A 23,592-nucleotide genomic window follows, 5' to 3' on the forward strand; every position below is an offset into this window, starting at 1 on the left:
TATCTCCTTCCCTTATGTTTTGCTCCACCCCAATGTGGTGAGTGCGACTCACGAGGTCCAGAGCGGAGTGTCCAAAGTTTCCAGAAATTGGGCGTGACGCGCAAGTTCTTCCTCGCTTGCCTTGTGAGGGCGGGGTGCGCGATATTCGCCAAGTCTGGGTGCGAATGTCGAAGTCTGCACCGATTTCTGCGGATCGTTATCGACCGCCAGCTCCAGCCCGATCTGGCGTCCGCCCATCAGCTCGACATAGACCTGCGCCAGCAATTCCGCATCGAGCAGGGCGCCGTGCAGAACGCGGTGCGAGCGATCGACGCCGTAGCGCGCACATAGCGCATCGAGCGAATGCTTGGCGCCCGGATGGCGGCGGCGCGCAATGGCGAGCGTATCGACCATGCGATCCGTGCCGATGATCTCAAGCCCGCACAGGGTCAGCTCACTATTGAGAAAGCCGAAGTCGAATTGCGCATTGTGGGCCACGAGCGGGGCATCGCCCACGAATTCGAGCAGCTCGGCCACACCATCCTTGAACAGAGGCTTGTCCGCCAGAAAGCTCGCCGAGAGGCCGTGAACCTTCTCGGCCTCTGCCGGCATGTCGCGTTCGGGATTGTAATAGGCGTGAAACGTGGCGCCGGTGGCGACGCGATTGACCATCTCGACACAACCGATTTCGACCATCCGGTCCCCGGTCGCAGGATCGAGCCCGGTGGTTTCCGTATCAAAGATGATTTCACGCATAATCAGCCTATCGCAAATGCGCCCTTATGCGCGCAAGTCAGCATGTGGACCGGAGCGCAGCTTGTCCACCAGCGCCTCGACCTGCGCGCGGGTCTCGTCCAGCGGGACGCCCGTATCGATGATGAAATCGGCGCGCGCGCGCTTTTCCGCATCGGGCATTTGTGCGGCGAGGATGGCAGCGAATTTCTCTTCGGTCATATTCTCGCGAGCAAGGACGCGCTTGCGCTGCATTTCTGCCGGTGCGGAGACGACCGCGACGGCATCGAGCCTGTCAGCGCCGCCTTTCTCAAACAGCAAGGGAATGTCGAACACGATCAAATCGGCATCGCGATGATCTTCAACGAAGGCCTCGCGCCGTTTCGCGACGGCAGGATGCACGATGGCCTCGAGCGCAGCCAGTCGCTCCGGATTGCCGAACACCTGTGCGCCGAGGAGTGGGCGATCTACACCATCGGGCCCGGTCGTTCCGGGAAACTCCGCCTCGATTGCAGGCAGCAATTCGCCATCGGGCCCCTGCATGGCGCGCACTTCGTAGTCGGCATCGAAGACCGGCACACCGCAATCGCGCAGCATCTGTGCGACAGTGCTTTTGCCCATCGCGATCGAGCCGGTAAGGCCGAGGATGAAAGGCCGCTTTGCCTCGCTCATGACAGGAGTATTTCTCGTAATTCAGCGTCACCATCATTCCGTGGTGGCGGCTGGCCGAAGAAGCGTTCAAACGCGATGGCTGCCTGGCCGATCAGCATGGATAGGCCGTCTATCGTTGCAAAACCCGCCTCGCGCGCGGTGCGCAAAAGTGGCGTGTCGAGCGGATGAGTCACGATATCGTAAAACACACTGCCGGGCGGGGCATGGCTTAAATCGAACGCCAGTGGATCGTGTCCGGCCATGCCGAGTGGGCTGGCGTTCACGATTAAATCAAGACAGCCCTCCCGGTCGTCGAAAGCAAAATCGGTCGGCTCGGCAAAATGTAGTAGCGGCGCTACATGGTGCTCGCCCTCAGGGTCGATCGCATCGAGCAATTCACGCGCTTTGCCCTGGCTGCGCCCGGCAATCACCAGGGTGAAGCCCTGCTCAGCAAGAGCGGCAGCAATCGCCCGCGCCGCGCCTCCTGTCCCGATGATGCGCGCCATGCGAAAATAGTGCTGCTTCGCCAGCTCGTCGCGCAGCGGCTCCAGAAAGCCTTCGACATCAGTATTCGTGCCGATCAGCGCGCCATTATGGCGGCGGGTGACGGTGTTGACCGCGCCGACCATCTCCGCCCCGATTTCCAGCCGATCGAGCAGCGGGATGATCGCCTGCTTATGCGGCATAGTAACATTGCAACCCAGCCAATCAGCGTCATCGCGGCGCGCGGCTATATAGTCGGCCAGTCCCTCGCTCGCGACGTGATGGGCGCGATATTCTGCGTCCAATCCGAGTTTGCCGAGCCAATGATTGTGGATCGCGGGCGATTTGGATTGCGCGATGGGATCGCCGATAACTTCAGCATAGGCTGTCACGCTGGCAGCTCCCCCAGATCGCGAAGCGCGCCGAGCACTGGCAAGAGCGGCATGCCGAGCACGGTGAAGTGATCGCCCTCGATCGCCTCGAACAATTGCACACCCAGCGCCTCGATCCGGAAAACGCCGACGCAATAGCCGACTTCAGGCCATTCGCGTGTCAGGTAATCCTCGATGAACTCGTCCGACAGCTCGCGAACATGCAGCCGGGCGAGGGCAGCATGGCTCCAGACGATTTCGCCGCCGCGCGTAATGGCGGCGGCTGAATGCAATTCCATCACATTGCCGGAGAAGAAGCGCAGATGCTCGGCGGCATTTTCGCGACTGGTGGGTTTGTCGAAGCGGTGACCGTCCACCACGACGAGAGAGTCAGAACCCAGCACTGGCCGGTCCGCCTCTTCGACCGCCAAAGCCTTCGCCCGGGCCAGCGCGAGTGCGACTTCCGATGGCGCAGCACCTTGCAGTTGCTCCTCGATCGCGCGCTCGTCGAGATCGGCAGGTCGCGCTTCGAAGGGCACTCCGGCATCGGTCAGCATCGCCTGACGCGAGGCGGATTTGGACGCGAGGATAATGCTCATATCGGCTTCGGCCCGACGCGCGGCGGAATATCGCGCGCCTCGCGTTCCTGATGCAGGCGGATCACCGCAGCGGCGGTCTCCTCGATAGAGCGGCGCGTGACATCGATGACCGGCCAGCCATTATCGGCGAACATACGGCGAGCAAACATCACCTCGTCCTTCACACGCCCCTCGTCGACATAGGATGTCTCGGTCTTCTCATTGAGCGACAGCAGGCGATTGCGGCGAATCTGCACCAGCCGATCCGGCGCAGTAGTCAGGCCGACAACCATCGGGTGTTTCAGTTTGTAGAGGCTTTCAGGCGGCGGGCTTTCCACGACCAACGGGATATTGGCGACTTTGAATCCGCGATTGGCGAGATAGATGCTGGTCGGCGTTTTCGACGTGCGCGACACGCCGGCGAGGACGATGTCCGCCTCCTCCCAATTCTCCCAGCCGATGCCGTCATCATGGGCAATGGTGAACTGGATCGCATCGACACGGGCGAAATAGGCTTCGTCCATCGCGTGCTGGCGTCCGGGACGGCCCTTGGCTTCCTGGCCCAGCCGCTCTTCCAGCGCTTCGGTCACCGCATCGAGCGCCGCGACATGCTGCAGGCCGAGCGCGCGGCAGCGTTCCTCCAGATGATCGCGGATTTCCTCATTCACCAGCGTATAGAGAACAAGGCCGGGATTGGCCTTGAACTCCGAGACGATCCGCTCAAGATGCTGGCGCGACCGCACCATGGGCCAGAAATGGCGCACAACGTCCTTGTCCTCGAACCGCGCGAGAGCGGCCTTGGCGATCATTTCCAACGTTTCACCGGTGGAATCGGACAGGAGGTGGAGGTGCAGTCTGGCCATGTGGATATGTGCATGCATAAACCACGGGAGAGAATGGCGGACAAGGTGCGGATGTAATTCCATGCCCACTGCGGGCCGATTCGCCAGCAGGGAAGTGCGCGCAAGCGGTAATCTTTACCGCGCCTGTGAGTAGTGTGGAGAAGCTTTGCTTGACGCGGAAAGCCAACGAGTCGATGCCTTGGTTTCGACAGTTTCATCATAAAGGATTCCGGTGATTGCGGACTTTCCCCGCAATCCACAGGCCCAACAGACAACAGAATCCTTTTATAAATAATATTATTTATTGGATTGGACTCAATCAGGATGCCCGGACCCCTTCTCGAAAACCTGCGCGGAACCCGTACCGAGCGGCGGCCAGTCTGGCTCATGCGGCAAGCGGGACGCTACCTCCCGGAATACCGTGAGCTGAGGGCCAGCAAGGGCGGGTTTCTGGAACTGGTGTATGACAGCGAAGCGGCATCCGAGGTCACCCTCCAGCCGCTTCGCCGTTTCGATTTCGACGGGGCCATCCTGTTTTCCGATATCCTGATCGTCCCGCACGCACTGGGGCAGGATCTGTGGTTTGAAGCTGGCGAGGGGCCAAGGCTGGCTCCGCCGCTGGTGGATGGGGTCTGGCAGAATCTGGAAAAGGCCTTCCATCATTTCGATCCGGTCTATCGCACCGTGGAGCTGACCAAGGCAGAGCTGTCCGACGAGGTCACCATGCTCGGCTTCATCGGCTCGCCATGGACGGTCGCGACATACATGGTGGCTGGCCAGGGATCGAAGGATCACGGCGCGACGCGGGCTCTTGCCTATCGCGATCCGCAGGCATTCCAGTCGCTGGTCGATGCGATCGAGGCGGCGAGCCTTGAGTATCTCATCGGCCAGATCGATGCGGGCGCAGAGGCTGTGCAATTGTTCGACAGCTGGGCGGGATCGCTCAGCCCCGCGCAATTCGAGAAATGGGTTATCGCTCCTAATGCGCGGCTGGCGGCCGCCATTCACGAAGCACGGCCCGGCGTGCCGGTGATCGGTTTTCCCAAAGGCGCGGGCGCCAAGCTTCCGGCCTATGCCCGCGAGACCGGTGTCGACGCAATCGGGATCGATGAGACGACCGATCCGGTGTGGATCAATGGCGAACTACCCTCTGAGATGCCCGTACAGGGCAATTGTGACCCGATGCAGCTGCTGGCGGGGGGTGAGGCCCTTGAGGCCCATGCGCGCGGCATCCTTGACGCTTTTTCGGAGCGTCCCCATATCTTCAATCTGGGCCACGGCATCGACAAGACCACTCCGATCGACCACGTCCACCAATTGCTGCGCGTCGTGCGCGGCTGAAGAGTGATGACGCAGGCCCAGTGATCGCGTAGACGCATCGCATGCAAGAGATTCTCCTTCCCCTTTATCCCTGGCTCAAGGCAGGTCACATCATCTTCATGGTGTTCTGGATGGCGGGCCTTTTCATCCTGCCGCGGCAGATGATTTATTTGCATCCCTACGGCGCAGATTCGCCGGAAAGCGATGTCTGGGCAGACCGGATGGGCAAGCTGCGCAAGATTATCCTGACCCCCAGCCTGATCGTCGTCTGGGTCCTAGGCCTTGCACTCATGTCCGCAATCGGCGCGCATACGCAGGGCTGGTTTCATGCCAAGCTGCTGTTGGTACTTATCCTGACCGGTTACCACGGGTGGATGGTCGCCAAGGCCAAGGCCATGCTGCGCGGCGAGCGCCCTCTGACGGAGAAGCAATTGCGTTTGTGGGGCGAAGTGCCCGGCATCATGCTCGCGCTGATCGTCATTCTGGTGGTCGTCAAACCGTTCTGATTTTCGGGTCGCCAGCCGCGGCTGAGCGATTAACGAATTGACCGGCCACGGCCGCTCACATATTGAACAGATATCCAACGGCAAAGGATCGCATATCATTTGCGACCGGGTCTGCTTTCTCCAAGCCCTGATGGCCCGCCGGCTCCCACATTGAATACGGAAATTACCACATGCATTTGAAAGAATTGAAACAGCGGACGCCGGCAGAGCTCGTCTCGATGGCTGAAGAAATGGGTGTCGAAGGCGCATCGACTATGCGCCGTCAGGACCTGATGTTCGCGATTCTCAAGGAAGTCGCCGAAGAGGGTGAGGAAATCCTCGGCATCGGCACGATCGAAGTGCTGTCCGATGGTTTCGGCTTCCTGCGTTCGCCCGAAGCGAACTATCTCGCCGGTCCTGACGATATCTACGTCTCGCCCAACCAGGTCCGCAAGATGGGCCTGCGTACGGGCGACACCGTCGAAGGCGAGATCCGCGCTCCCAAGGATGGCGAGCGGTACTTCGCGCTGACGAAGCTGAAGCAGGTCAATTACGAAGACCCCGAAGCCGTCCGCCACCGCACCAATTTCGATAACCTCACGCCGCTCTATCCTGATGAGCGCCTGCATCTCGATACCAAGGATCCGACGGTCAAGGACAAGTCGGCGCGCGTGATCGACCTCATTTCGCCGCAGGGTAAGGGCCAGCGTTCGCTGATCGTCGCTCCGCCGCGCACCGGTAAGACGGTGCTGCTGCAAAACATTGCCAAGGCGATTACAGACAACCATCCGGAAGTCTTCCTGCTGGTGCTGCTCGTCGATGAGCGCCCGGAAGAAGTCACCGATATGCAGCGCAGCGTAAACGGTGAAGTGATCAGCTCGACATTCGACGAGCCCGCCTCACGCCACGTGCAAGTTGCTGAAATGGTGATCGAAAAGGCGAAGCGTCTGGTCGAGCACAAGAAGGATGTCGTGATCCTGCTCGACTCGATCACCCGTCTTGGCCGTGCTTACAACACCGTCGTTCCGAGCTCGGGAAAGGTCCTGACCGGTGGTGTCGATGCCAATGCTCTGCAGCGCCCGAAGCGCTTCTTCGGTGCGGCGCGTAACATCGAAGAAGGTGGCTCGCTCTCCATCATCGCCACCGCGCTGATCGATACCGGCAGCCGCATGGACGAAGTCATCTTCGAAGAATTCAAGGGTACGGGTAACAGCGAAATCGTCCTCGACCGCAAGGTTTCGGACAAGCGCATCTTCCCGGCGCTCGATGTCGGCAAATCCGGCACCCGAAAGGAAGAGCTGCTCGTCGACCAGGCCACGCTCAGCAAGATGTATGTCCTGCGCCGTATCCTGATGCAGATGGGCACCGTCGACGCGATGGAATTCCTGCTCGACAAGATGAAGGATTCGAAGACCAACGAAGATTTCTTCGAGACGATGAACCAATAGGCTTCAGCGGGTGGGGCGTGAGCCTTCCAATCTGGCGCATGTGGCGACGATTACCTCGCGCCCACATGCGCTGGTTATCGCCAGTGCCTTGGAGCACGAGGGCATACCGGTCTGGATCGACGGCGTGTGGCACGCCTCTGCCTATCCAATATCCATCGCTCTGGGCGGTCATCGGCTGACCATTCCGGTGGCCGATCATGCTGCGGCGAGTTCGTTGATAAGAGATATGGGGCTCCCAGACGCAGAGATCGCGTCGGAGGGTCAGACCCGAGCAACCCAGCTTCTTGTCGCCCTCTTCTTGGGACCGACCCTCTTCTTTGGCATTCCCGCAGTGATCGCAGGGCTGTTGGCGCCTTTTTCACTGTTCCTGGCGTTGATTGGAATACCAACCGGGCTCCCGGTCGACCCGCGCGGTCGGAATGAATTCCACCTGGTGGAAGAAGGCGCCTAGAGCTGTCGGTCAGGTCAAGTGCTGGTCGAAGAAAGCAGCAGTCCTGCTGTCGGCCAGTTCCGCAGCATCTTCGCTCCGCCGCTCGCCGAATTCGGTCGCGAAACCGTGGTCGAGCCCTTCGTAATCGTACAGCGTGGCCTTGGGATGTTCGTCCAACCCTTCGTGCATGGCCTTTTGCGTATGTTTGTCGACGAATCCGTCTTCGGTCGGAATGTGCAGCATCACCGGGTTGGCGATGGCCTCTTTTTCGCCGAGCAGATTGTCTATTCCAACGCCGTAATATCCGACAGTCGCATCCACATCGGTGCGCGCTGCAGTCATAAAGGCCAGGCGGCCGCCGAGGCAGTAGCCGACCGCGCCGACTTTGCCGCTTTGGGTCAGATCGCGCACGTAATTTATGGTCGCCTGAATATCGCGAACGCCCATATCCTGATCGAAATTCCCCATCATTTCCAATGCTTTATTGAATTCGGGTTCGATATCGGGATCGAGCTCGACACCCGGTGTCAGTCGCCAGAACAGGTCGGGCGCGATCGCAAGATACCCCTCTTCGGCGAGCTTGTCGCATTTGCGGCGAATGCCCGCATTCACGCCGAAGATTTCCTGGATCACGACGATCGCTGCTTTGGCTTCGCCCTTGGGCCGCGCAATATAGGCATCGAAGCTGTCGCCATTTTCATCAAGGGTGGCAATCGTGACCGTCTCACTCATATTGGGCTCTCTCGCTGTTTGATTGTGCTCTATGCTACAATACGCAGGAGCTGGTGAAAGGTGTCCGCAGATGAAGGTGAATATTGAGATCGAGTGCACGCCGGCAGAGGCGCGTGAGTTCATGGGGCTGCCCGATGTCGAGCAGGCTAACAGGATCTACATCGAGAGCGTGACCAAGGCGATGCAGGGCGCCACGAATGTCGAACAGATGGAAGAATATGCCAAACAGCTTGCGCCGATGGGACAGATGGGAATGCAGATGTTCCAGAGCTTTGTCGAAGGTGTTAGCAAGAGTGCAGGCGCGGGTAGCGCCAAACCCAAGGGTTCGAGCAGCTAAAGTACTGAGAAATGGCGACGATTTTCGCGTTATCGAGCGGTGCGCCGCCCGCCGGTATCGGTGTTGTCCGTATTACCGGCCCGCAGACGCGCGCGGCCTTGGAGGCGGTGACGGGCACCGTCCCTGAAGCCCGATTTATGCGACGCGCCATTTTTCGCAACGCGGACGGCGAAGCGCTTGACGATGGTCTGATCGTGTTCTTTCCCGGTCCGCGTTCGGTGACGGGGGAGGATCTGGGCGAATTGCATTGCCACGGTGGCCGCGCAGTCATTGCGGCGGTCGAAAAGGCACTGTCTGCGGTGGAAGGGTGCCGAAGGGCGCAGCCCGGTGAGTTTACCCGCCGCGCCTTTGCCAATGGACGTATCGACCTTTCGGAAGCCGAGGGGCTTGCAGACCTGCTCTCTGCGGAAACGGAAATTCAGCGACAAAGTGCAATGGCGATGGCAGGCGGAGCACTGTCCGCTCAGGTCGAGGGCTGGCGGGAACGGCTGCTCGCATTGTCTGCGCAAGTAGAAGCTGCGCTCGATTTCGATGATGAGGACGATGTTTCGGAATTGCCCGAGAGTTTCGGCGCGGGTGTCTCTGCTCTGCAGAACGATATCGATGCAGCACTCGATGCCCCGCACGCTGAAGTGCTGAAAGAAGGCTATCGCGTCGCTTTGGCGGGCCCGCCGAATGCGGGGAAATCCACCCTCTTCAACGCTCTGACAGAGAGCGAGGCGGCGATAACCGCAGAAATCCCCGGCACGACGCGCGATGTGCTGACCCAGTCGGTCGCTCTTGGCGGCATTCCCTTCACCTTCGTCGATATGGCTGGCTTGCGCGTACCGGGTGAGGATCGGATCGAAGCCATCGGTATCGAGCGCGCCGCTGCTGAAATAGCAAAGGCGGACCTGACGCTCTGGCTTGGGGCGGAGGGCGAGGGGCCGCCCTATGCTTGGGAAATAGAGGCGCAAGCCGACCGTGAGGGCCATACACGAAAGAGCAATCCCCAGTGCCGGCTGTCTGCTCGCACGGGGGAGGGTATGGCGGAGTTGCGGCACTTGCTCATTGCGCGCGCTTCGGAGGCTATGCCGAAACCGGGATCTGTTGCGCTTAATGCGAGGCAGAGAGAGCGATTGTCCGATATTTCCGCTGCTCTCACGTCCTGTGCCGATTTGTATGACCCTCTGCTGATCGCCGAGAATTTGCGGCAAGCGAGATCGGCTCTGGATGCCCTCGTAGGGCGTACATCGACCGAAGACGTCCTCGACGCACTCTTTGGGCGCTTTTGCATCGGCAAATGAACATGTTCCACGTGGAACATGTTCACTTCGACAGCGTACGAAGAGACCTTTTGACCTCCTAGGCGAAGAGCATTATTTGGGGTCCATGTCCCAATTTGATGTCATCGTTGTGGGCGGCGGACACGCCGGCTGCGAAGCTGCGGCTGTTGCCGCGCGCATGGGTGTTCGCGCAGCTCTGGTGACTTTCGATGCCGACAAACTTGGCGCGATGAGCTGCAATCCTGCAATCGGTGGGTTGGGTAAAGGGCACCTTGTGCGTGAGGTGGATGCGTTTGACGGCCTGATAGGCCGCGCTGCCGACGCGGCTGCGATCCATTATCGTATGCTCAACCGCTCGAAAGGCAGCGCTGTACATGGTCCGCGTATTCAGGCGGATCGGAAGCTTTTTCGAGCAGCCGTCCAGCAAATGCTCAAGGCCCAGGACGGCTTGCATGTTATCGAAGGTGAAGCTTCGGCGCTTCTCCTGAAGGCGGGCCGCGTAGAGGGCGTGTCGCTGGCTGACGGAAGTGAGGTGCGCGGACAGCGCGTGATTCTCTGCACCGGGACTTTCCTAGGAGGAACGCTGTTCCGTGGCGAGGAGCGCTTCGAGGGTGGCCGCATCGGGGAGGATTCAGCACAGAAGTTGGCCCGGCAGTTGCGCGAAGCTGATCTGCCGATGGCGCGATTAAAGACCGGGACGCCGCCGCGGCTCGACGGACGCACGATCGACTGGGCGAGACTGGAAGAGCAGGCATCCGACAGTGACAAGTGGACGATGTCTCCGCTCACGCCTGAGCGGATCAATCCGCAGGTCTTCTGCGCCATCACCCGCACGAACCCGCGTGCGCATGAGATCATCGCCGCCAACCTTGATCGTTCACCCTTGTTCTCAGGTGCTATCGATGCGGCAGGTCCGCGCTATTGCCCCTCGATCGAAGACAAGATCCACCGTTTTGCCGATCGGGACGGACATCAGGTTTTCCTCGAACCGGAGGGCCTCGACACGCATCTGGTCTACCCCAATGGAATCAGCACGTCCCTCCCGGTCGATGTTCAGCAGGATATGCTTCGCGCCATGGAGGGTCTGGAGCAGGTCGAAATGGCGGTTCCCGGCTATGCGGTGGAGTATGACCATATCGATCCGCGGGCTCTCGGGACTGACCTTCAGCTGCAAGCCATTCCTGGGCTGTATTGTGCGGGACAGATCAACGGGACTACGGGCTATGAAGAAGCAGCGGCGCAGGGCCTGCTGGCCGGAATGCACGCCGCTGCTGCTGCGCAGGAGATTGCCCCGCCAGCGCTCGACCGCGCGAATTCCTACATGGCGGTGATGATGGATGATCTGACGCTGCACGGCGTGAGCGAGCCATACCGCATGTTGACCGCGCGCGCCGAGTATCGCCTCAGACTCCGCGCAAATAACGCTTCCACCAGACTGACCCCTATCGCGCTTGGTATGGGTTGCGTTGGTGAGGAGCGGGCGAAATGGTTCGGCGATAGACTAGATACATGTTCCACGTGGAACACTGCGCTTGATCGCGAAATTAGCGCCGTAGACCTGCATAACTCCGGTCTGTCCGTGAAGCGCGATGCGGGGCGAAGAATGATCCGGGAATGGCTAACATTTCCAAGCCTCAACCTAACAGAATTACGTGCTTGGCTGCCGGAAGCTTGCGATCCGTCCTCCGAACTGGCCACTGAGTTGGAGGAAGACGCCGCATACGCCCCTTATCTTGCGCGGCAGGATGCGGAGCTTCGCGATTTGCGCAGCAGCGAAGGGCTGACGCTCGACCACGATTTTCCATTCGCGGAGGTGCCTGGCCTCTCAAATGAAATGGTGGAGCGCCTCTCTTCCGCCCGCCCAGCAAATCTGGCGGCAGCGGGACGTGTGCGCGGTATTACGCCAGCTGCACTTGCGGCATTGCTGGTGCATGCAAAGCGTCGTAATCGGGCAGCATGATACAAACCGAAGAAGAGGCGCGGGACTTCTGTGCCAAGCGCTGCGATAGCGCGGCGATGGATCGCCTTACGCGCTTCGTCGCTTTGTTGACTGAGGAAAACACACGACAAAACCTCGTCTCAAAGGCGAGCCTCGATCACGTATGGCAGCGCCATATCGCGGACAGCGTCCAGCTCCTCGATCTCGCAGAGGGGGCGAGAGGGCCGTGGCTTGATCTCGGCTCCGGACCCGGACTTCCCGGGCTTGTGATCGCACTAGCGCGTCCGGATATGCCAATCGGCCTGGTCGAATCACGCCGCAAGCGATTCGAGTGGCTTGAGCAGGTGAAAGGCGAGTTTGCGCTCACAAATTGCCGCGTCCACGGAATGAAATTGGAAAATGTGGAAAGTCACCAAACTGCGGTAATCACGGCGAGAGCCTTCGCTCCGCTTGGTAAACTGCTCAAGTTATCCGCCCGTTTTTCCACACACTCGACCCTTTGGTTGTTGCCGAAGGGGCGTTCAGCAGCGCAAGAATTATCAGAGCAGCCGTCAAAGGTGCAAGAGATGTTCCACGTGGAACAATCGGCAACTGACGCAGATGCCGCCATTTTGGTCGGCAAAGGGAGGCCAGCACAGCAATGATCGTCATCGCGATAGCCAATCAGAAGGGCGGGGTGGGCAAAACCACGACTGCTATCAATATCGCGACAGCGATGGCGGCGAGCGGGTGGCGCACGTTGCTCATCGATCTCGATCCCCAAGGCAATGCCTCGACGGGCGTGGGGTTGAGCGCAGCGCAGCGTGATATGTCTTCCTACGATCTGCTGGTCGATCAGGTTCCCATCGGGGAATGTGTCGTCACTTCTTCGATCCCGGGCCTCGACCTGATCCCGGCGACTGTCGACCTGAGTGGTGCCGAAGTGGAGTTGGTGGGCGCGAATGAGCGGACCCATCGACTGCGTGAGGCATTAGAGGGCCATAAAGGCCATGACATCTGCTTTATCGACTGTCCGCCTTCGCTCGGCCTACTGACACTCAACGCTCTTTGCGCTGCAGATACCCTTATGGTGCCGCTGCAGTGCGAATTTTTCGCTCTGGAGGGCCTTAGCCAGCTCCTGCAGACGGTCGAGCAGGTTCAGCAGCGTTTCAATCCCGATCTGGGCATTATCGGCATCGCCCTGACCATGTTCGATCGCCGTAACCGGCTAACAGACCAAGTGGCGGACGATGTTCGCGAATGTCTCGGCGATCTGGTGTTTGAAGCGGTTATTCCGCGCAATGTTCGCCTATCAGAAGCGCCCAGCCATGGTCTACCTGCGCTGGTTTACGACCATGCCTGCATGGGCAGCCGCGCTTATATGGATCTGGCGAGAGAATTGATTGGCCGACTGCCGCAAGAGAGGGTTGCCGCATGAGCGAGAAGGAAACCGCAACGCGCAAACGCAAACTGGGCAAAGGGCTGGGCGCATTGCTCGGCGAAGCACGCCGCGAAGAGCCGTTGGTCGCTCCGCGTCCCGCTCCCGGCAATGATGATGCGTCTGCCTCGGCCCAGAGTTCCGAAAGCACAAGAGCTGAAGGCCTCGCGACACTGACGATTGCGGATATCGAACCGCACCCCGATCAGCCGCGCCGCCATTTCGACGAAGACGCGCTGGCAGAGCTCGCGGCTTCCATCGCGGCACGCGGTGTAATCCAGCCTGTGATTGTCCGGCCGATTGGCAAGGGCAAGTATCAGCTGGTCGCCGGTGAACGCCGTTGGCGCGCCTCGCAAAAGGCGCAACTGCATGAAATTCCAGCGCTAATTCGCGATCTTGATGACCGTGACGTGATGGCGTTGGCGCTTATCGAGAATATCCAGCGCGAAGACCTCAACCCGGTTGAAGAGGCGCGCGCGTATCAGCGGCTGTCCGAATATGAGGACATGACGCAGGCTGAAATCGCGCGTCTGGTTGAGAAATCGCGCAGCCATGTCGCGAATCTGCAGCGTCTTCTTTCGCTCCCTGCGAGCGTTCTCGATCATCTTGAGGCCGGCAAGCTCGATATGGGCCACGGCCGTGCGCTGATCGGCCTCGATAATGCAGAAGAAATCGCCGAGGAGGCGGTGTCCAAGGGCCTCTCCGTCCGCGAAGTCGAAAAGCTGGCGCGCAAGAGTCGTTCGGGCAGTGAAGCGCCGATACGTCGACAGGCGCGGCCCCCGCGTGATCCGGCGCAGGATGCCGATATCGCTGCAGTCGAGAACCACCTTGAGGAATATCTCGGCCTGCCGGTGAAGATCGCGACTGACGCTGACCCGCGTTCCGGCGCGGTTACCGTTCGTTTCCGCACGCTCGACCAATTAGACCTTATTTGCCAAAGGCTTACTGGCGGTGGGATCTAGTCGGAATAGGAGTTGTGCCGCTCGAAAAAAGTCGCGCGGCGCAATTTCTCACCTTCAGCTGATGCTCAATTGATCGGGGTGCGCTTACCGCCACTGCGCGCGGGGCGGCGCGGTACAACGCGACGCGCAGGGCGCTCGATCTCGACCACTTCTTCCTCGATGATGACTTCTTCCTCGCAACGGGAGCAAGTCGGGCGGCGCATCGAAACCGCGCGTACAGGCGCCATCATCATCGGCTGAGCGTATCCATAACCGGCGCCCATTTCGTGACGTGCCAGGTAAGCTTCGCAATAGCGCGCGGCCCACAGCTCTTCGCGGTCGAGATCGTCATAATCGCCGTCGCCATCCACGGCAGAGCCGATTGCTGCGCCCGCAATACCACCAAGCCCCGCGCCGACGACCGTACCGAGCAACCGGTCACCGTCTGCAATCCGATTTCCAGCTACACCGCCGACGACAGCGCCCAACACACCACCGATCAGGCCGCCATTACCGCCACGATCATAGCGATCGTCGTAATAACCGCCGCCACCGGCCATCAGATAGCGGCATTCAGCCAGCCACTGGTTTCGCTGCTCCGTGGTATAGCCGAGGCCTGGAGCGTGGGCGTTGCTCCGATGGTGCTCGCGCCACCCGCCGTGGCCGTCATGCGTCAAAACGCGGCCGTCTTCGCTCATGAAGTGCGCATCGCCCATCCACACGCCGCTATATTCAGCCTCGACCTGACGGCCCTGCGCATCAGTGTAGGTGCCTGTCCAGTCGCCAATCCAGCGATCTTCGGCTTCCCAGCGGCCTTCCCAGTTCCCGTCATACGATCCATCGTGAGAGGTGTACTGCCCACCGTGATGGGCTGCATGATGCTCGCCGTGGAGGGGGCAATCCGTCCGCGCGTGCGCCTCGCAATAGATCTCTTCGGTGACGACCTCGGTCTCGATATCGACATAGCGATCATCCACCTGGGCGAAAGCTGGCCCGGCAAAGCCAAAAGCAGCGGCGGTAGCGAGAAGTGCGGCAGGGCGAATCGGCATCTGAGTATTTCCCCTCATACGGAAACGGGCTCTGGCCCGATTTACTCCATATTTACCTTGGGGGATCGCAGAAATCCAAGCCTCCACCCTTATCTGTCCCGTTACGGGGCATGGTTAAGGGCTGAGCGCCGATCAAATCCGATCGGAAAGTATGGCTGCCAGTTCTTCGATCCCGGCGCGATCCTCTTCATCGAAGCGCGCCAGACTGGGGCTGTCGAGGTCGATAACAGCAATCACCTCGCCATCGCGCTTGATCGGCACGACCAGTTCGGACCGACTGCGCGCATCGCAGGCGATATGACCGGGGAATGCATGAACGTCCTCCACCAACTGCGTCTCGCCCTTTGCAGCCGCTCCGCATACGCCGACTCCCACGGGAATACGGATGCAGGCAGGCCGCCCGACAAAGGGGCCGAGGACCAGTTCGCCATCGACCATGCGGTAGAAGCCCACCCAATTGGTATCGGAGAGAAACTCTCCCATCAGCGCGGCGACATTGGCCATATTGGCGACGCTATCGCTCTCATCGCGGGTCAGTGCGTCGGCAGCCTCGTTCAAGGCGGCGTAAAGCGCACTCTTCGGCGCATCGGGATCGGGAGTGAAATCGAACATCGGCGCGATATAGGGAGGCGAAGCGGAGAGGCAAAGCCCCATTGCCGTGCGCGCGCGGCTCGCTTATCTCCGCTGCATGAGCATTCTCAAGAAGATCCTTATCGCCCTGCTGGTCTTGATTGTATTGGCAGCGGCCATCCTCTGGTGGCTGACACGCCCGGTTGAGGCGCAATATACGCTGGACGAGACAAGCGGCACCGATCCGATCCTCGCAGAGCCCGATCCGCAGCTGATCCCGACGGTGGGCATCAATACGCCGATCGGCTGGCCGGAGGGGCAGGTACCCGGCGCGGCAGAGGGCCTGGTGGTCAATCGCTTTGCCGAAGGGCTTGAGCATCCCCGCGTGTTGTACACACTGCCCAATGGCGATGTGCTGGTCACGCTGACCAATACGCCTGAGCGCGAGATTGCCGGCGGCTGGCTGACGAACTTCGTTGCCGGGCTGCTGTTCAGCCAGGCAGGCGCTGACGTGCCGTCGCCGAACCAGCTCCTACTGCTGCGCGATGGTGATGGAGATGGCACTGCCGAGGAGCAGCATATCCTGCGCGAGGAAGACCTTGATTCGCCTTCCGGAATCGCGTGGTACGATGGCAATCTCTACATCGCCAATCACGATAGCGTGCTGCGCTTCGATTACGCGCTTGGCGAGAATGCGGTGACGGGCGAGGCCGAGAAACTCGCCGATCTTCCCCCGGCGGGCAATCACTGGATGCGCAATATCATCCTGAATGAGGATGGCACGCGGCTGTATGTCGCGGTTGGCTCAGCGTCCAATATCGCCGAGAGCGGGATCGAGATCGAGGAAGGCCGCGCTGCCATTCACGAGATCAATCTGGAGACAGGAAGCACACGCCTGTTTGGCGCGGGTCTGCGCAACCCCAATGGCATGGACTGGAATCCCTGGACTGGCGAACTTTGGACCGCCGTGAATGAGCGCGACATGCTCGGCTCCGATCTTGTGCCCGATTACATGTCGAACGTGCCGATAGGGGTCCATTACGGGTGGCCGTGGGTCTATTTCAACGATGTGGTGGATGAACGCGTCGAGCCACCTATGCCGCGCTTCCTCACCGAATATACCCGCACACCGCAATATGCGTTGGGTGCCCATGCCGCGCCGCTGGGAATGGTGTTCACCGCACCGGGCAGCAAATTGCAGGCACGTTTCGGCAATGGCGCCTTTATCGCGCGCCACGGATCGTGGAATCGCTATCCGGCGGCGGGGTATGACGTGGTGTTTGTCGCTTTCGATGAGCGCGGCAATCCTGAAGGGCTGCCGCAGACGGTGCTGGAAAGCTTCCTCGCTGGGGAAGGCGAAACCTATGGCAGGCCGACGTGGGTCGCGTGGGATGGGACGGGCGCACTGCTCGTCTCGGACGATACGGCAAATATCATCTGGCGCGTGACCGATCCCAATGCGGCAGGTGCCGAGGCGATTGAGCGCAACACCGGTGACAGGCTGCCGCCACGCCGCGAGCTGCGTGGCGATCCGTCGCGTGCATTCGAGGAAGGCGCGGTCGATCCTGCCGAAATTATGCCCGCAATGGGCAATTAGCAGCGATCAGAGCCGCTTTCCGGCGCGTCCGGCAAGTTCGGTAATGAAATGCCACGCCACCCGTCCTGACCGGGCACCTCGGCGCTTGGCCCAGCCCAGCGCCTCCTCCCGATCGTAATCGAGACCGAATTCTGAGGCATAGCCACGCACGATCTCCAGATAATCGTCCTGGCTGGCATTGTGGAATCCGAGCGATAGGCCGAAGCGGTCCGCCAGCGCGAGATTATCGTCCACCGCATCGCGGGGATTGATCGGATCGTCCTGCTCACTCGCATGGCGCGGCAGGATCGCGCGACGATTGCTCGTGATGGCGAGGCGCACGTTGGCCGGGCGTGCCTCGACACCACCGTCGAGCCAGCTCCGCAAATGGCGCGGGGTCGTGTCATCGCTCTCGGAAAATCCCAGATCATCTATGAAAATCAGGAAGTTGCCTTCGACCGATCCCAATTGCGCGAAAAGCTGCGGAAGTGACGTCACGGCGTCGGTTCCTACCTGCACAAGCGCTATTGACCCGCCATCACCCTGCGCAGCACGGACGGCTGAGCGGATCAGGGCCGACTTGCCCATCCCGCGCGCGCCCCACAACAGCATATCATGCGCAGCTTGCCCCTTTGCCAGTCGATCCACATTCGTTGTGACCGCATCCTTTTGTGCGTCGATCCCTCGCAGCAGATCGAGTGCGGGTGCGTCAATCTCAAACACCGGCCGCGCGCCTGCCGTCGTCCAGACATAGGCAGGCAAGCCAAGCCAATCGACATCGCCCGCCGTGGTCGAGGACAGCCGCTCGAGCGCGTCTGCAATCCGGGCGAGCAGTTGGGCTTGGTCTTCCATCGCCGATGTCCCTATAGGGCCATGCGATGAGCGGCAAGAATCCTGCAATTCTGGAGCCTGATGCGAGCGGCATTGCCCAAGCGGCGCAATTGCTGCGCGAAGGCAAGCTCGTCGCGCTGCCGACGGAGACGGTCTACGGCCTTGCCGCGCGCGCTGACGACGCAGGAGCGGTGGCGGAGATCTATCGCGCCAAGAGCCGTCCCGATTTCAATCCGCTGATCGTGCATGTGTCTTCGCTCGCGATGGCGAAACGCCTTGCCCAGTTCGATGACCGTGCCGAGAATCTGGCGCGGCGCTATTGGCCAGGTCCGCTCACGCTCGTCCTGCCACTTCGTGAGGATGCCGGGATTGCTCCTGCGGTGAGCGCCGGCCTCTCAACCATCGCGCTGCGTCAGCCTGCGCATCCAGTGGCGGCTGCGGTCCTTTCGGAGCTCGACCTTCCGTTGGCGGCGCCGTCTGCCAATCGTAGCAATGCGCTGAGTCCGACAAGCGCCGCGCATGTGCTTGCGTCCTTCGGTGAGGACAGCCCACCGATCCTCGATGGAGGCGAGGCGAAAGCTGGTCTGGAATCGACCATTGTTGCGCTGCGAGAGAATGGCGAGTGGAGCGTCCTGCGCCCCGGGCCGATCCCTGTTGAAGAGTTAGAGGACCTACTTGGCCCGCAAGAAAAGTCGCGCGGCGCGACAATTGAAGCGCCTGGACAACTGAAAAAGCATTATTCGCCGGGCAAGCCCGTGATGCTCGATTGCGCGAAGCCGACAGAAGGCGCTTTCATGATCGGATTTGGCTCAGTGCAAGGCGATACAACGCTGTCCGCGACGGGCGATCTCGCCGAGGCAGCTGCACGGCTCTACGCTTGTCTCCACAAGGCGGCAGCGTCCGAAAAACAGACAATTTGCGTCGCGCCGATCCCTGAGGAGGGAATGGGACGCGCGATCAATGACCGGTTAAGGCGGGCTGCGGCCTAATCGTCCGTCTAGTCATCTTCGGGCGGGTCTGCGGGGATATAGCGGATCAGCTCATCCATTTCGGCGCGTAGTTCGACAGCTTCGCGGCAGGCGCGATCATCTCCGTCGCGGCAGTCTTCCGAAAGCTCTTCGTAATCGCCCTGCAATTCGCCCAGGCGCTCTTCGCGTTCACGAATTTCGCGCCCGCGATTGCGATCGGCTTCGTCCTGGCTCGTCGTGGCCCAATCGGCGACCTGCGCTACGCCGCGCACAGGAGCGGTCGCGACATCGACCAGTGTCTTCGCAACGCAGCCGCTCAGGAGCAGCGCGGCGAGCGGCAAGGTCATCAGTCTTAAACGCAGCATGGCGGGCTCCCAAGGATGCCGAATGCAGCCTTAGTGAACCCGCCTTGCTGTCATCGCAATGAATTTGCGATCAAATGCTTACTCGGCGGTCTCGACCACCTCTTCGCAGATCAGCTCGCCAGAGCCGATGGTGTTGGCTTCGCAGGTAGCCGAACCAAAGACACGGACGGTGCCCGATCCAGCGATGTTCGCTTCGACGCGGCCGTCGGAGGAAAAGCTGACATCCCCCGATCCGCCGATATTCACTTCACCGCGTTCAGTCTGCAAATCTGGCATCAGGGCAGAGCCGCTGCCACCCACAGTCACTTCGAGCCGGTCCGCAGTGCCGGAGGTCGTCGCGCTGCCGCTGCCGCCGATGACAACTTCAAGCGAATCGGCATCCACGCTCGCCACTTCGACGCTGCCCGATCCGCCGACCACGATCTCCGCATTGCTCGCCATCGTGTCTGCCGTAATGCTGCCCGATCCGCCCATGGCGAGCGTTTCCGGCGCTGGCATGGTGATCAATACAGTGGCGATGCCCCCGCCATTGGAAGAATCATTCGCGCGGCCGATTGCCAGCGTGCCTTCGGAAAGGACAAAGCGCATCCGCTCAATCGCTTCATCGCTGCCATCGACATTGATCGTGAAATCATCGCCGCTGGTAATCACCACGGCATCGGATCCACCCATGGCAACGCCGGTTGGCGTATCGCCGGAAAAATCGAGTTCGGAAAGCGGGACGCCTTCCTCACCATTGATGCTGATGTTCATATCACCGCAGCCAGAGAGCGCGGTTGCCGCTGCCAAAGCTGCGAAAGGCGCAATCCGGCGCGCGAGTTTCCCGAAATTCATATGCTAGTCCTCCGTCTGTGTGTTGTTACTGTAATACACAGACGGAATGTGCAAGGCAAAGCCGCTCGTCGACGGCTCGCGGGGCTTTGACGATGCACTTTGCCGCCCGTCCGCGCACGAAAAAGGGCCGCTCACATGCTGTGAACGGCCCTTTGAACGCTTTGAGAAGCTTTGTGCGACGCGCTTAGTCGTCGTCGTTGTTCTCGTAATATTGCGGCGCGTGTTCTTTCAGAACATCGAGGATTTTCTCGAGTGCGGTCGGCTCATCGGTCTTCTCCATCGCAGCCAGCTCGCGCGCCAGGCGGCTGGATGCCGCTTCGAAGATCTGCCGTTCGGAATAGCTCTGCTCGGGCTGGTCTTCGGGGCGGAACAGGTCGCGCGTCACTTCGGCGATCAGGACGATCTCACCCGAGTTGATCTTCGCTTCATATTCCTGGGCACGGCGCGACCACATGGTGCGCTTCACCTTGGGCTTGCCCTTCAGCGTCTCCATCGCTTCCTTCAGCGTCTTGTCGCTGGAAAGCTTGCGCATGCCGATCGATTCAACCTTGTTGGTCGGCACGCGGAGGGTCATCCGCTCTTTCTCGAAACGCAGCACATACAGCTCCAGCTGCATGCCGGCGATTTCTTCATTCTGGAGCTCGATTACACGGCCAACACCGTGCTTGGGGTAGACAACGTAGTCGCCGACTTCGAAGACGGGCGCATTCGCAGCCATAAATATTCCTTTCTGTCGCAAACCCCCGCAAGACAAAGTAAAACTCCCCCTCCGCTGACCATCAGCGGCGACGAATTGTTACCTGTTGCTAGAAGCGGGGACCTGCCTTCCTATCCGCCTGAGGCTCAAGAAGAGCCGCCAGTTGCGTAAGTATATAACAGATTCGTGACATAATTGCCACCCTGTTGCGCTTTGCAACTTATGCTCGCGATTTAAGCAGGTTCGGTGGCGGCCACCTCTCCGCCAAACAATACCACATAGGCGCTCAAGTATAGCCAGGTCAGCAAGACGACGACCGCGCCAAGCGAACCGTAGGTCGCATTGTAGCTGCCGAAATTCGCAACGTAGAAACCGAAGGCTGCGGTCAGCACAAGGACGCCAAATCCGGCCAACAGTGCGCCCGGAAGAACGCGCTTCCAGCCTGGCGAGAAGCTCGGCGGAGCGATGCGGTAAAGAAGTCCTGCGCCCGCCGCCGTACCCAAGCCTACGATCGTATATGTGAGCAGCTGTCCCAATGCTTTGGCTGCGCCCGAGAGATCGGGCAACTGGCCGATCACAGCAGAACTCACCGCCAAGGCTCCTGCGATAAGGCCACCGCCCAATATCGCCCCAATCGTCATCGCAATCGCCAGCAAATTGGCGCGAATAAAGCTCCGATTTCCTTGATCATCGAAAGCGGTCGCGATCGCAGTGATCAAAGTATTTGCCGCGCTGCGCACACCCACTAGCGTGATGGCGAGCGACACCAGCAGGCCGAGACCCTTGGCGCTGCCCGAAGTCTCGACGATCGATTCCAGCTGCGTACCGATCAACTCGGCGGCCGATTGCGGCAGCTCACGCGCGATACTGTTGAGATGATCCGCCACAGTCGCGGGATCGGCGAGCAATCCGTAGGACAGCACGACCGATGCCAGCAGTGGCACCAGCGCAAGGAAGGCATAAAACGCGACCCCTGCAGCCAGAATGGATGTGTTGTGATCGGAAGCCTGTGACCAGGCGCGCTTCAGTCTGTCGATAAACCCCATGCCCACCAACGCCGCAAAGCGCAGATGGTTCATAGTCGGGAGAAAGAGGCGTTTGAAAACAATTGGACTTGTGGCCCATGCACCGATGTGAAAGTCTTCACCGCTGAGGAGAATTGTGAATGCTTGCATGGGTTGCACTGGCGTTGGTGCAAACCGCCGCGCCCGATTTCGAAGCTGTCGAGCCTGAATATTCGGAAGCTGCGCTAGAGCATTTCGAAATGCGTGAGACCATGTCTGAAGAAGCGTGGATCGCAGCGTTTGAAGAGTTGGGCGCATCTGGAGACGCGAGCGCCATCTCCATACTCGGCGAGATTTTCACCTTCGGCTTGGAAGGCGTGCAGCAAGATGCGGCGCGCGGCTGCGATTATTTTGAGCAAGTTGGTGATGTGAGAGGCGATTCCCTCCATTCGCTTGCAGCTTGCTATTATCAGGGCAATGGCCGCGAGCAGGACTATGTCCGTACGCGCGTCATTTATGAACGGGCAATCAACGCTGGCTACGTTACGTCACTTTGTGGACTGGGAACGATGCTTGTGCGCGGGCAGGGCGGTGACGTCGATGCCGAGCGCGGGATCGCTTTGTGCCGAACCGCTGCCATGCAAGGTGATGCTGACGCGCAGACAGACATCGGCACCTTCTTGTTGATAGGCGAAGGGATCGAGCGAGACCCTGTTGCCGCTCGCTTGTGGCTGGAAGAGGCTGGGGCTCAGGGTCAGTCCAATGCGACTTATCTGCTTGGTCAGATCTATACGCGCGGCGATGGTGTCAGCGCGGATGACGAGCGCGCTTCGCACTGGTTCCGCCGATCGCACGAGGCTGGCCGACCCGATGCATCATGGCAGTTGTCGCTGTCACTTTCCCGTCGGGGCATGGTGACGGAAGGCGAGCAGACGCGCATCAACCTTCCATTGATTAGCGAAGCGCAGGGCTACGCTCGCGACGCAGCGCAGCATCATCCGGACCCGGAAATCCGGGCCAATGCTGCAGAATTTGCTGAAAATCTCGGTCGGATTATCGCCGAAGCCGGAGAATGAGACCTAGTCGCCTTCGCCGGGCTCTTCGGAGAAGAATTTCTCGAACTTGCCGTCTTCACCCTTGTGCTCATCCGCGTCTTCCGGCGGATCTTTCTTCTCGGTGATGTTCGGCCATTCGGCGGAGAACTTGGCGTTCACTTCCAGCCATTTCTCGAGGTTGTCCTCGGTATCGGGCAGGATGGCTTCGGCGGGGCATTCCGGCTCGCACACGCCGCAATCGATGCATTCCGACGGGTTGATGACGAGCATGTTCTCGCCTTCGTAGAAACAATCGACCGGACACACTTCGACACAGTCGGTATATTTGCATTTGATGCAGGCGTCGGTGACGACATAGGTCATGTGGCGGGAATCCCTTCAAATGGTCCGGCGAAAACTGTTCTCGCGCTCCTATGGCGAAGACACGCGGAGCGTCAAGCGCCGCGCGTATGTTCGTGATAATGCGAGCGGGCTTCTGCTGGCGGACCGCGGCGTTCGGGCAGACTTTCGATAGCGATTACCCGCAAGGTGCGGCCGATGGGCAGAGTGAGTACATCACCCGACGAGATCGGCTCGTCACTGGCCAAGACCCGCACCCCATTGCGCCTGATATGACCCTCTGCAATCCATCGCTGTGCGAGCGAGCGGCTTTTGGCAAAGCGCAATCGGCACAGCAGCAGGTCGAGCCGCATC

At 60.2% G+C, this 23,592-nt stretch carries 28 protein-coding genes; 13 read left to right on the plus strand and 15 right to left on the minus strand.

Annotated elements, in window-relative coordinates; all coding sequences use genetic code 11:
- Window positions 1-48: 48 nt before the first annotated feature.
- The 5 genes from dnaQ to O2N64_RS04400 are packed head-to-tail and all read right to left on the minus strand — an operon-like array spanning window position 49 to window position 3,657.
- Entirely contained in the window at window positions 49-735 is a 687-nt protein-coding gene (gene dnaQ, locus O2N64_RS04380; protein ID WP_271079066.1) for a DNA polymerase III subunit epsilon, read from the minus strand.
- A 24-nt stretch (window positions 736-759) separates the two neighbouring features.
- Window positions 760-1,383, minus strand: a complete 624-nt coding sequence (gene coaE, locus O2N64_RS04385; RefSeq protein ID WP_271079067.1) for a dephospho-CoA kinase — start codon at window positions 1,381-1,383, stop codon at window positions 760-762.
- Window positions 1,380-2,237, minus strand: a complete 858-nt coding sequence (gene aroE / locus O2N64_RS04390) for a shikimate dehydrogenase (protein ID WP_271079068.1) — start codon at window positions 2,235-2,237, stop codon at window positions 1,380-1,382. The genes coaE and aroE overlap by 4 nt, the downstream gene beginning before the upstream one ends.
- Complete coding sequence (locus O2N64_RS04395; RefSeq protein WP_271079069.1) at window positions 2,234-2,815, minus strand: Maf family protein; 582 nt, start codon at window positions 2,813-2,815, stop codon at window positions 2,234-2,236. Before O2N64_RS04395 ends, aroE begins: the two co-directional genes overlap by 4 nt.
- Window positions 2,812-3,657 carry a pyruvate, water dikinase regulatory protein gene (locus O2N64_RS04400; RefSeq protein ID WP_271079070.1) on the minus strand — a complete coding sequence of 282 codons (846 nt, stop codon included), beginning with the start codon at window positions 3,655-3,657 and terminating at the stop codon, window positions 2,812-2,814. Before O2N64_RS04400 ends, O2N64_RS04395 begins: the two co-directional genes overlap by 4 nt.
- A gap of 303 nt (window positions 3,658-3,960) precedes the next feature.
- Between O2N64_RS04400 and hemE the strand changes: the two genes are divergently transcribed.
- The 4 genes from hemE (at window position 3,961) to O2N64_RS04420 (ending at window position 7,340) form a co-directional block, all read left to right on the plus strand.
- The gene (hemE, locus tag O2N64_RS04405) at window positions 3,961-4,977 is read left to right on the plus strand and encodes a uroporphyrinogen decarboxylase (RefSeq protein WP_271079071.1); all 1,017 of its coding nucleotides are present in this window, start codon (window positions 3,961-3,963) and stop codon (window positions 4,975-4,977) included.
- Window positions 4,978-5,018: 41 nt separating this feature from the next.
- Window positions 5,019-5,462 (plus strand): CopD family protein, encoded by a 444-nt coding sequence (locus O2N64_RS04410; protein WP_271079072.1) that lies wholly within the window; start codon window positions 5,019-5,021, stop codon window positions 5,460-5,462.
- Window positions 5,463-5,632: 170 nt separating this feature from the next.
- Window positions 5,633-6,889 carry a transcription termination factor Rho gene (rho, locus tag O2N64_RS04415; RefSeq protein WP_271079073.1) on the plus strand — a complete coding sequence of 419 codons (1,257 nt, stop codon included), beginning with the start codon at window positions 5,633-5,635 and terminating at the stop codon, window positions 6,887-6,889.
- A 10-nt stretch (window positions 6,890-6,899) separates the two neighbouring features.
- Window positions 6,900-7,340, plus strand: coding sequence for a hypothetical protein (locus O2N64_RS04420; RefSeq protein WP_271079074.1), 441 nt, complete (start codon window positions 6,900-6,902; stop codon window positions 7,338-7,340).
- Window positions 7,341-7,349: 9 nt separating this feature from the next.
- On the opposite strand, the gene O2N64_RS04425 is transcribed toward O2N64_RS04420, so the two are convergent.
- Window positions 7,350-8,051: a dienelactone hydrolase family protein gene (locus O2N64_RS04425; protein ID WP_271079075.1), complete on the minus strand. Its 702-nt coding sequence runs from the start codon at window positions 8,049-8,051 to the stop codon at window positions 7,350-7,352.
- Between the two features lie 70 nt (window positions 8,052-8,121).
- Between O2N64_RS04425 and O2N64_RS04430 the strand changes: the two genes are divergently transcribed.
- From O2N64_RS04430 to O2N64_RS04455, 6 genes are all read left to right on the plus strand, one after another.
- A complete protein-coding gene (locus O2N64_RS04430) occupies window positions 8,122-8,388 on the plus strand; it encodes a DUF6489 family protein (RefSeq protein ID WP_271079076.1) in 267 nt (88 codons plus the stop codon).
- Window positions 8,389-8,399: 11 nt separating this feature from the next.
- Window positions 8,400-9,674 carry a tRNA uridine-5-carboxymethylaminomethyl(34) synthesis GTPase MnmE gene (gene mnmE / locus O2N64_RS04435; RefSeq protein ID WP_271079077.1) on the plus strand — a complete coding sequence of 425 codons (1,275 nt, stop codon included), beginning with the start codon at window positions 8,400-8,402 and terminating at the stop codon, window positions 9,672-9,674.
- Window positions 9,675-9,759: 85 nt separating this feature from the next.
- Complete coding sequence (gene mnmG / locus O2N64_RS04440; protein WP_271079078.1) at window positions 9,760-11,613, plus strand: tRNA uridine-5-carboxymethylaminomethyl(34) synthesis enzyme MnmG; 1,854 nt, start codon at window positions 9,760-9,762, stop codon at window positions 11,611-11,613.
- Complete coding sequence (gene rsmG, locus O2N64_RS04445) at window positions 11,610-12,236, plus strand: 16S rRNA (guanine(527)-N(7))-methyltransferase RsmG (RefSeq protein WP_271079079.1); 627 nt, start codon at window positions 11,610-11,612, stop codon at window positions 12,234-12,236. The genes mnmG and rsmG overlap by 4 nt, the downstream gene beginning before the upstream one ends.
- Window positions 12,233-13,009, plus strand: a complete 777-nt coding sequence (locus tag O2N64_RS04450) for a ParA family protein (RefSeq protein WP_271079080.1) — start codon at window positions 12,233-12,235, stop codon at window positions 13,007-13,009. Before rsmG ends, O2N64_RS04450 begins: the two co-directional genes overlap by 4 nt.
- The gene (locus tag O2N64_RS04455; protein WP_271079081.1) at window positions 13,006-13,971 is read left to right on the plus strand and encodes a ParB/RepB/Spo0J family partition protein; all 966 of its coding nucleotides are present in this window, start codon (window positions 13,006-13,008) and stop codon (window positions 13,969-13,971) included. The genes O2N64_RS04450 and O2N64_RS04455 overlap by 4 nt, the downstream gene beginning before the upstream one ends.
- A gap of 65 nt (window positions 13,972-14,036) precedes the next feature.
- On the opposite strand, the gene O2N64_RS04460 is transcribed toward O2N64_RS04455, so the two are convergent.
- Together O2N64_RS04460 and O2N64_RS04465 are read right to left on the minus strand one after the other, a co-directional pair.
- Complete coding sequence (locus O2N64_RS04460; protein WP_271079082.1) at window positions 14,037-14,999, minus strand: glycine zipper 2TM domain-containing protein; 963 nt, start codon at window positions 14,997-14,999, stop codon at window positions 14,037-14,039.
- A gap of 132 nt (window positions 15,000-15,131) precedes the next feature.
- On the minus strand, window positions 15,132-15,611 hold the full coding sequence (locus O2N64_RS04465) for a GAF domain-containing protein (RefSeq protein WP_271079083.1): 480 nt from the start codon (window positions 15,609-15,611) through the stop codon (window positions 15,132-15,134).
- 76 nt (window positions 15,612-15,687) lie between these two features.
- On the opposite strand from O2N64_RS04465, the gene O2N64_RS04470 reads away from it, so the two are divergent.
- On the plus strand, window positions 15,688-17,166 hold the full coding sequence (locus tag O2N64_RS04470; RefSeq protein WP_271079084.1) for a PQQ-dependent sugar dehydrogenase: 1,479 nt from the start codon (window positions 15,688-15,690) through the stop codon (window positions 17,164-17,166).
- 6 nt (window positions 17,167-17,172) lie between these two features.
- Here the strand turns inward: O2N64_RS04470 and O2N64_RS04475 are convergent, their stop codons facing one another.
- Window positions 17,173-17,997: an ATP-binding protein gene (locus tag O2N64_RS04475; protein WP_271079085.1), complete on the minus strand. Its 825-nt coding sequence runs from the start codon at window positions 17,995-17,997 to the stop codon at window positions 17,173-17,175.
- A 26-nt stretch (window positions 17,998-18,023) separates the two neighbouring features.
- On the opposite strand from O2N64_RS04475, the gene O2N64_RS04480 reads away from it, so the two are divergent.
- Window positions 18,024-18,965: an L-threonylcarbamoyladenylate synthase gene (locus O2N64_RS04480; protein ID WP_271079086.1), complete on the plus strand. Its 942-nt coding sequence runs from the start codon at window positions 18,024-18,026 to the stop codon at window positions 18,963-18,965.
- 8 nt (window positions 18,966-18,973) lie between these two features.
- On the opposite strand, the gene O2N64_RS04485 is transcribed toward O2N64_RS04480, so the two are convergent.
- From O2N64_RS04485 to O2N64_RS04500, 4 genes are all read right to left on the minus strand, one after another.
- Entirely contained in the window at window positions 18,974-19,309 is a 336-nt protein-coding gene (locus tag O2N64_RS04485) for a hypothetical protein (protein ID WP_271079087.1), read from the minus strand.
- 78 nt (window positions 19,310-19,387) lie between these two features.
- Window positions 19,388-20,143: a head GIN domain-containing protein gene (locus tag O2N64_RS04490; RefSeq protein ID WP_271079088.1), complete on the minus strand. Its 756-nt coding sequence runs from the start codon at window positions 20,141-20,143 to the stop codon at window positions 19,388-19,390.
- 184 nt (window positions 20,144-20,327) lie between these two features.
- Window positions 20,328-20,861 (minus strand): CarD family transcriptional regulator, encoded by a 534-nt coding sequence (locus O2N64_RS04495; protein ID WP_197920059.1) that lies wholly within the window; start codon window positions 20,859-20,861, stop codon window positions 20,328-20,330.
- 212 nt (window positions 20,862-21,073) lie between these two features.
- Window positions 21,074-21,919: a YihY/virulence factor BrkB family protein gene (locus O2N64_RS04500; protein WP_271079089.1), complete on the minus strand. Its 846-nt coding sequence runs from the start codon at window positions 21,917-21,919 to the stop codon at window positions 21,074-21,076.
- 86 nt (window positions 21,920-22,005) lie between these two features.
- Here O2N64_RS04500 and O2N64_RS04505 point away from each other — a divergent pair, with 86 nt between their 5' ends.
- Window positions 22,006-22,920: a tetratricopeptide repeat protein gene (locus tag O2N64_RS04505; protein ID WP_271079090.1), complete on the plus strand. Its 915-nt coding sequence runs from the start codon at window positions 22,006-22,008 to the stop codon at window positions 22,918-22,920.
- A 3-nt stretch (window positions 22,921-22,923) separates the two neighbouring features.
- Here the strand turns inward: O2N64_RS04505 and fdxA are convergent, their stop codons facing one another.
- Window positions 22,924-23,262, minus strand: coding sequence for a ferredoxin FdxA (gene fdxA / locus O2N64_RS04510; RefSeq protein ID WP_271079091.1), 339 nt, complete (start codon window positions 23,260-23,262; stop codon window positions 22,924-22,926).
- 71 nt (window positions 23,263-23,333) lie between these two features.
- The gene (locus O2N64_RS04515; protein ID WP_271079092.1) at window positions 23,334-23,591 is read right to left on the minus strand and encodes a S4 domain-containing protein; all 258 of its coding nucleotides are present in this window, start codon (window positions 23,589-23,591) and stop codon (window positions 23,334-23,336) included.
- Window position 23,592 lies beyond the last annotated feature (1 nt).

Origin of the sequence: Aurantiacibacter sp. MUD61, from assembly GCF_027912455.1 — a bacterium.
Classification (GTDB): domain Bacteria; phylum Pseudomonadota; class Alphaproteobacteria; order Sphingomonadales; family Sphingomonadaceae; genus Alteraurantiacibacter.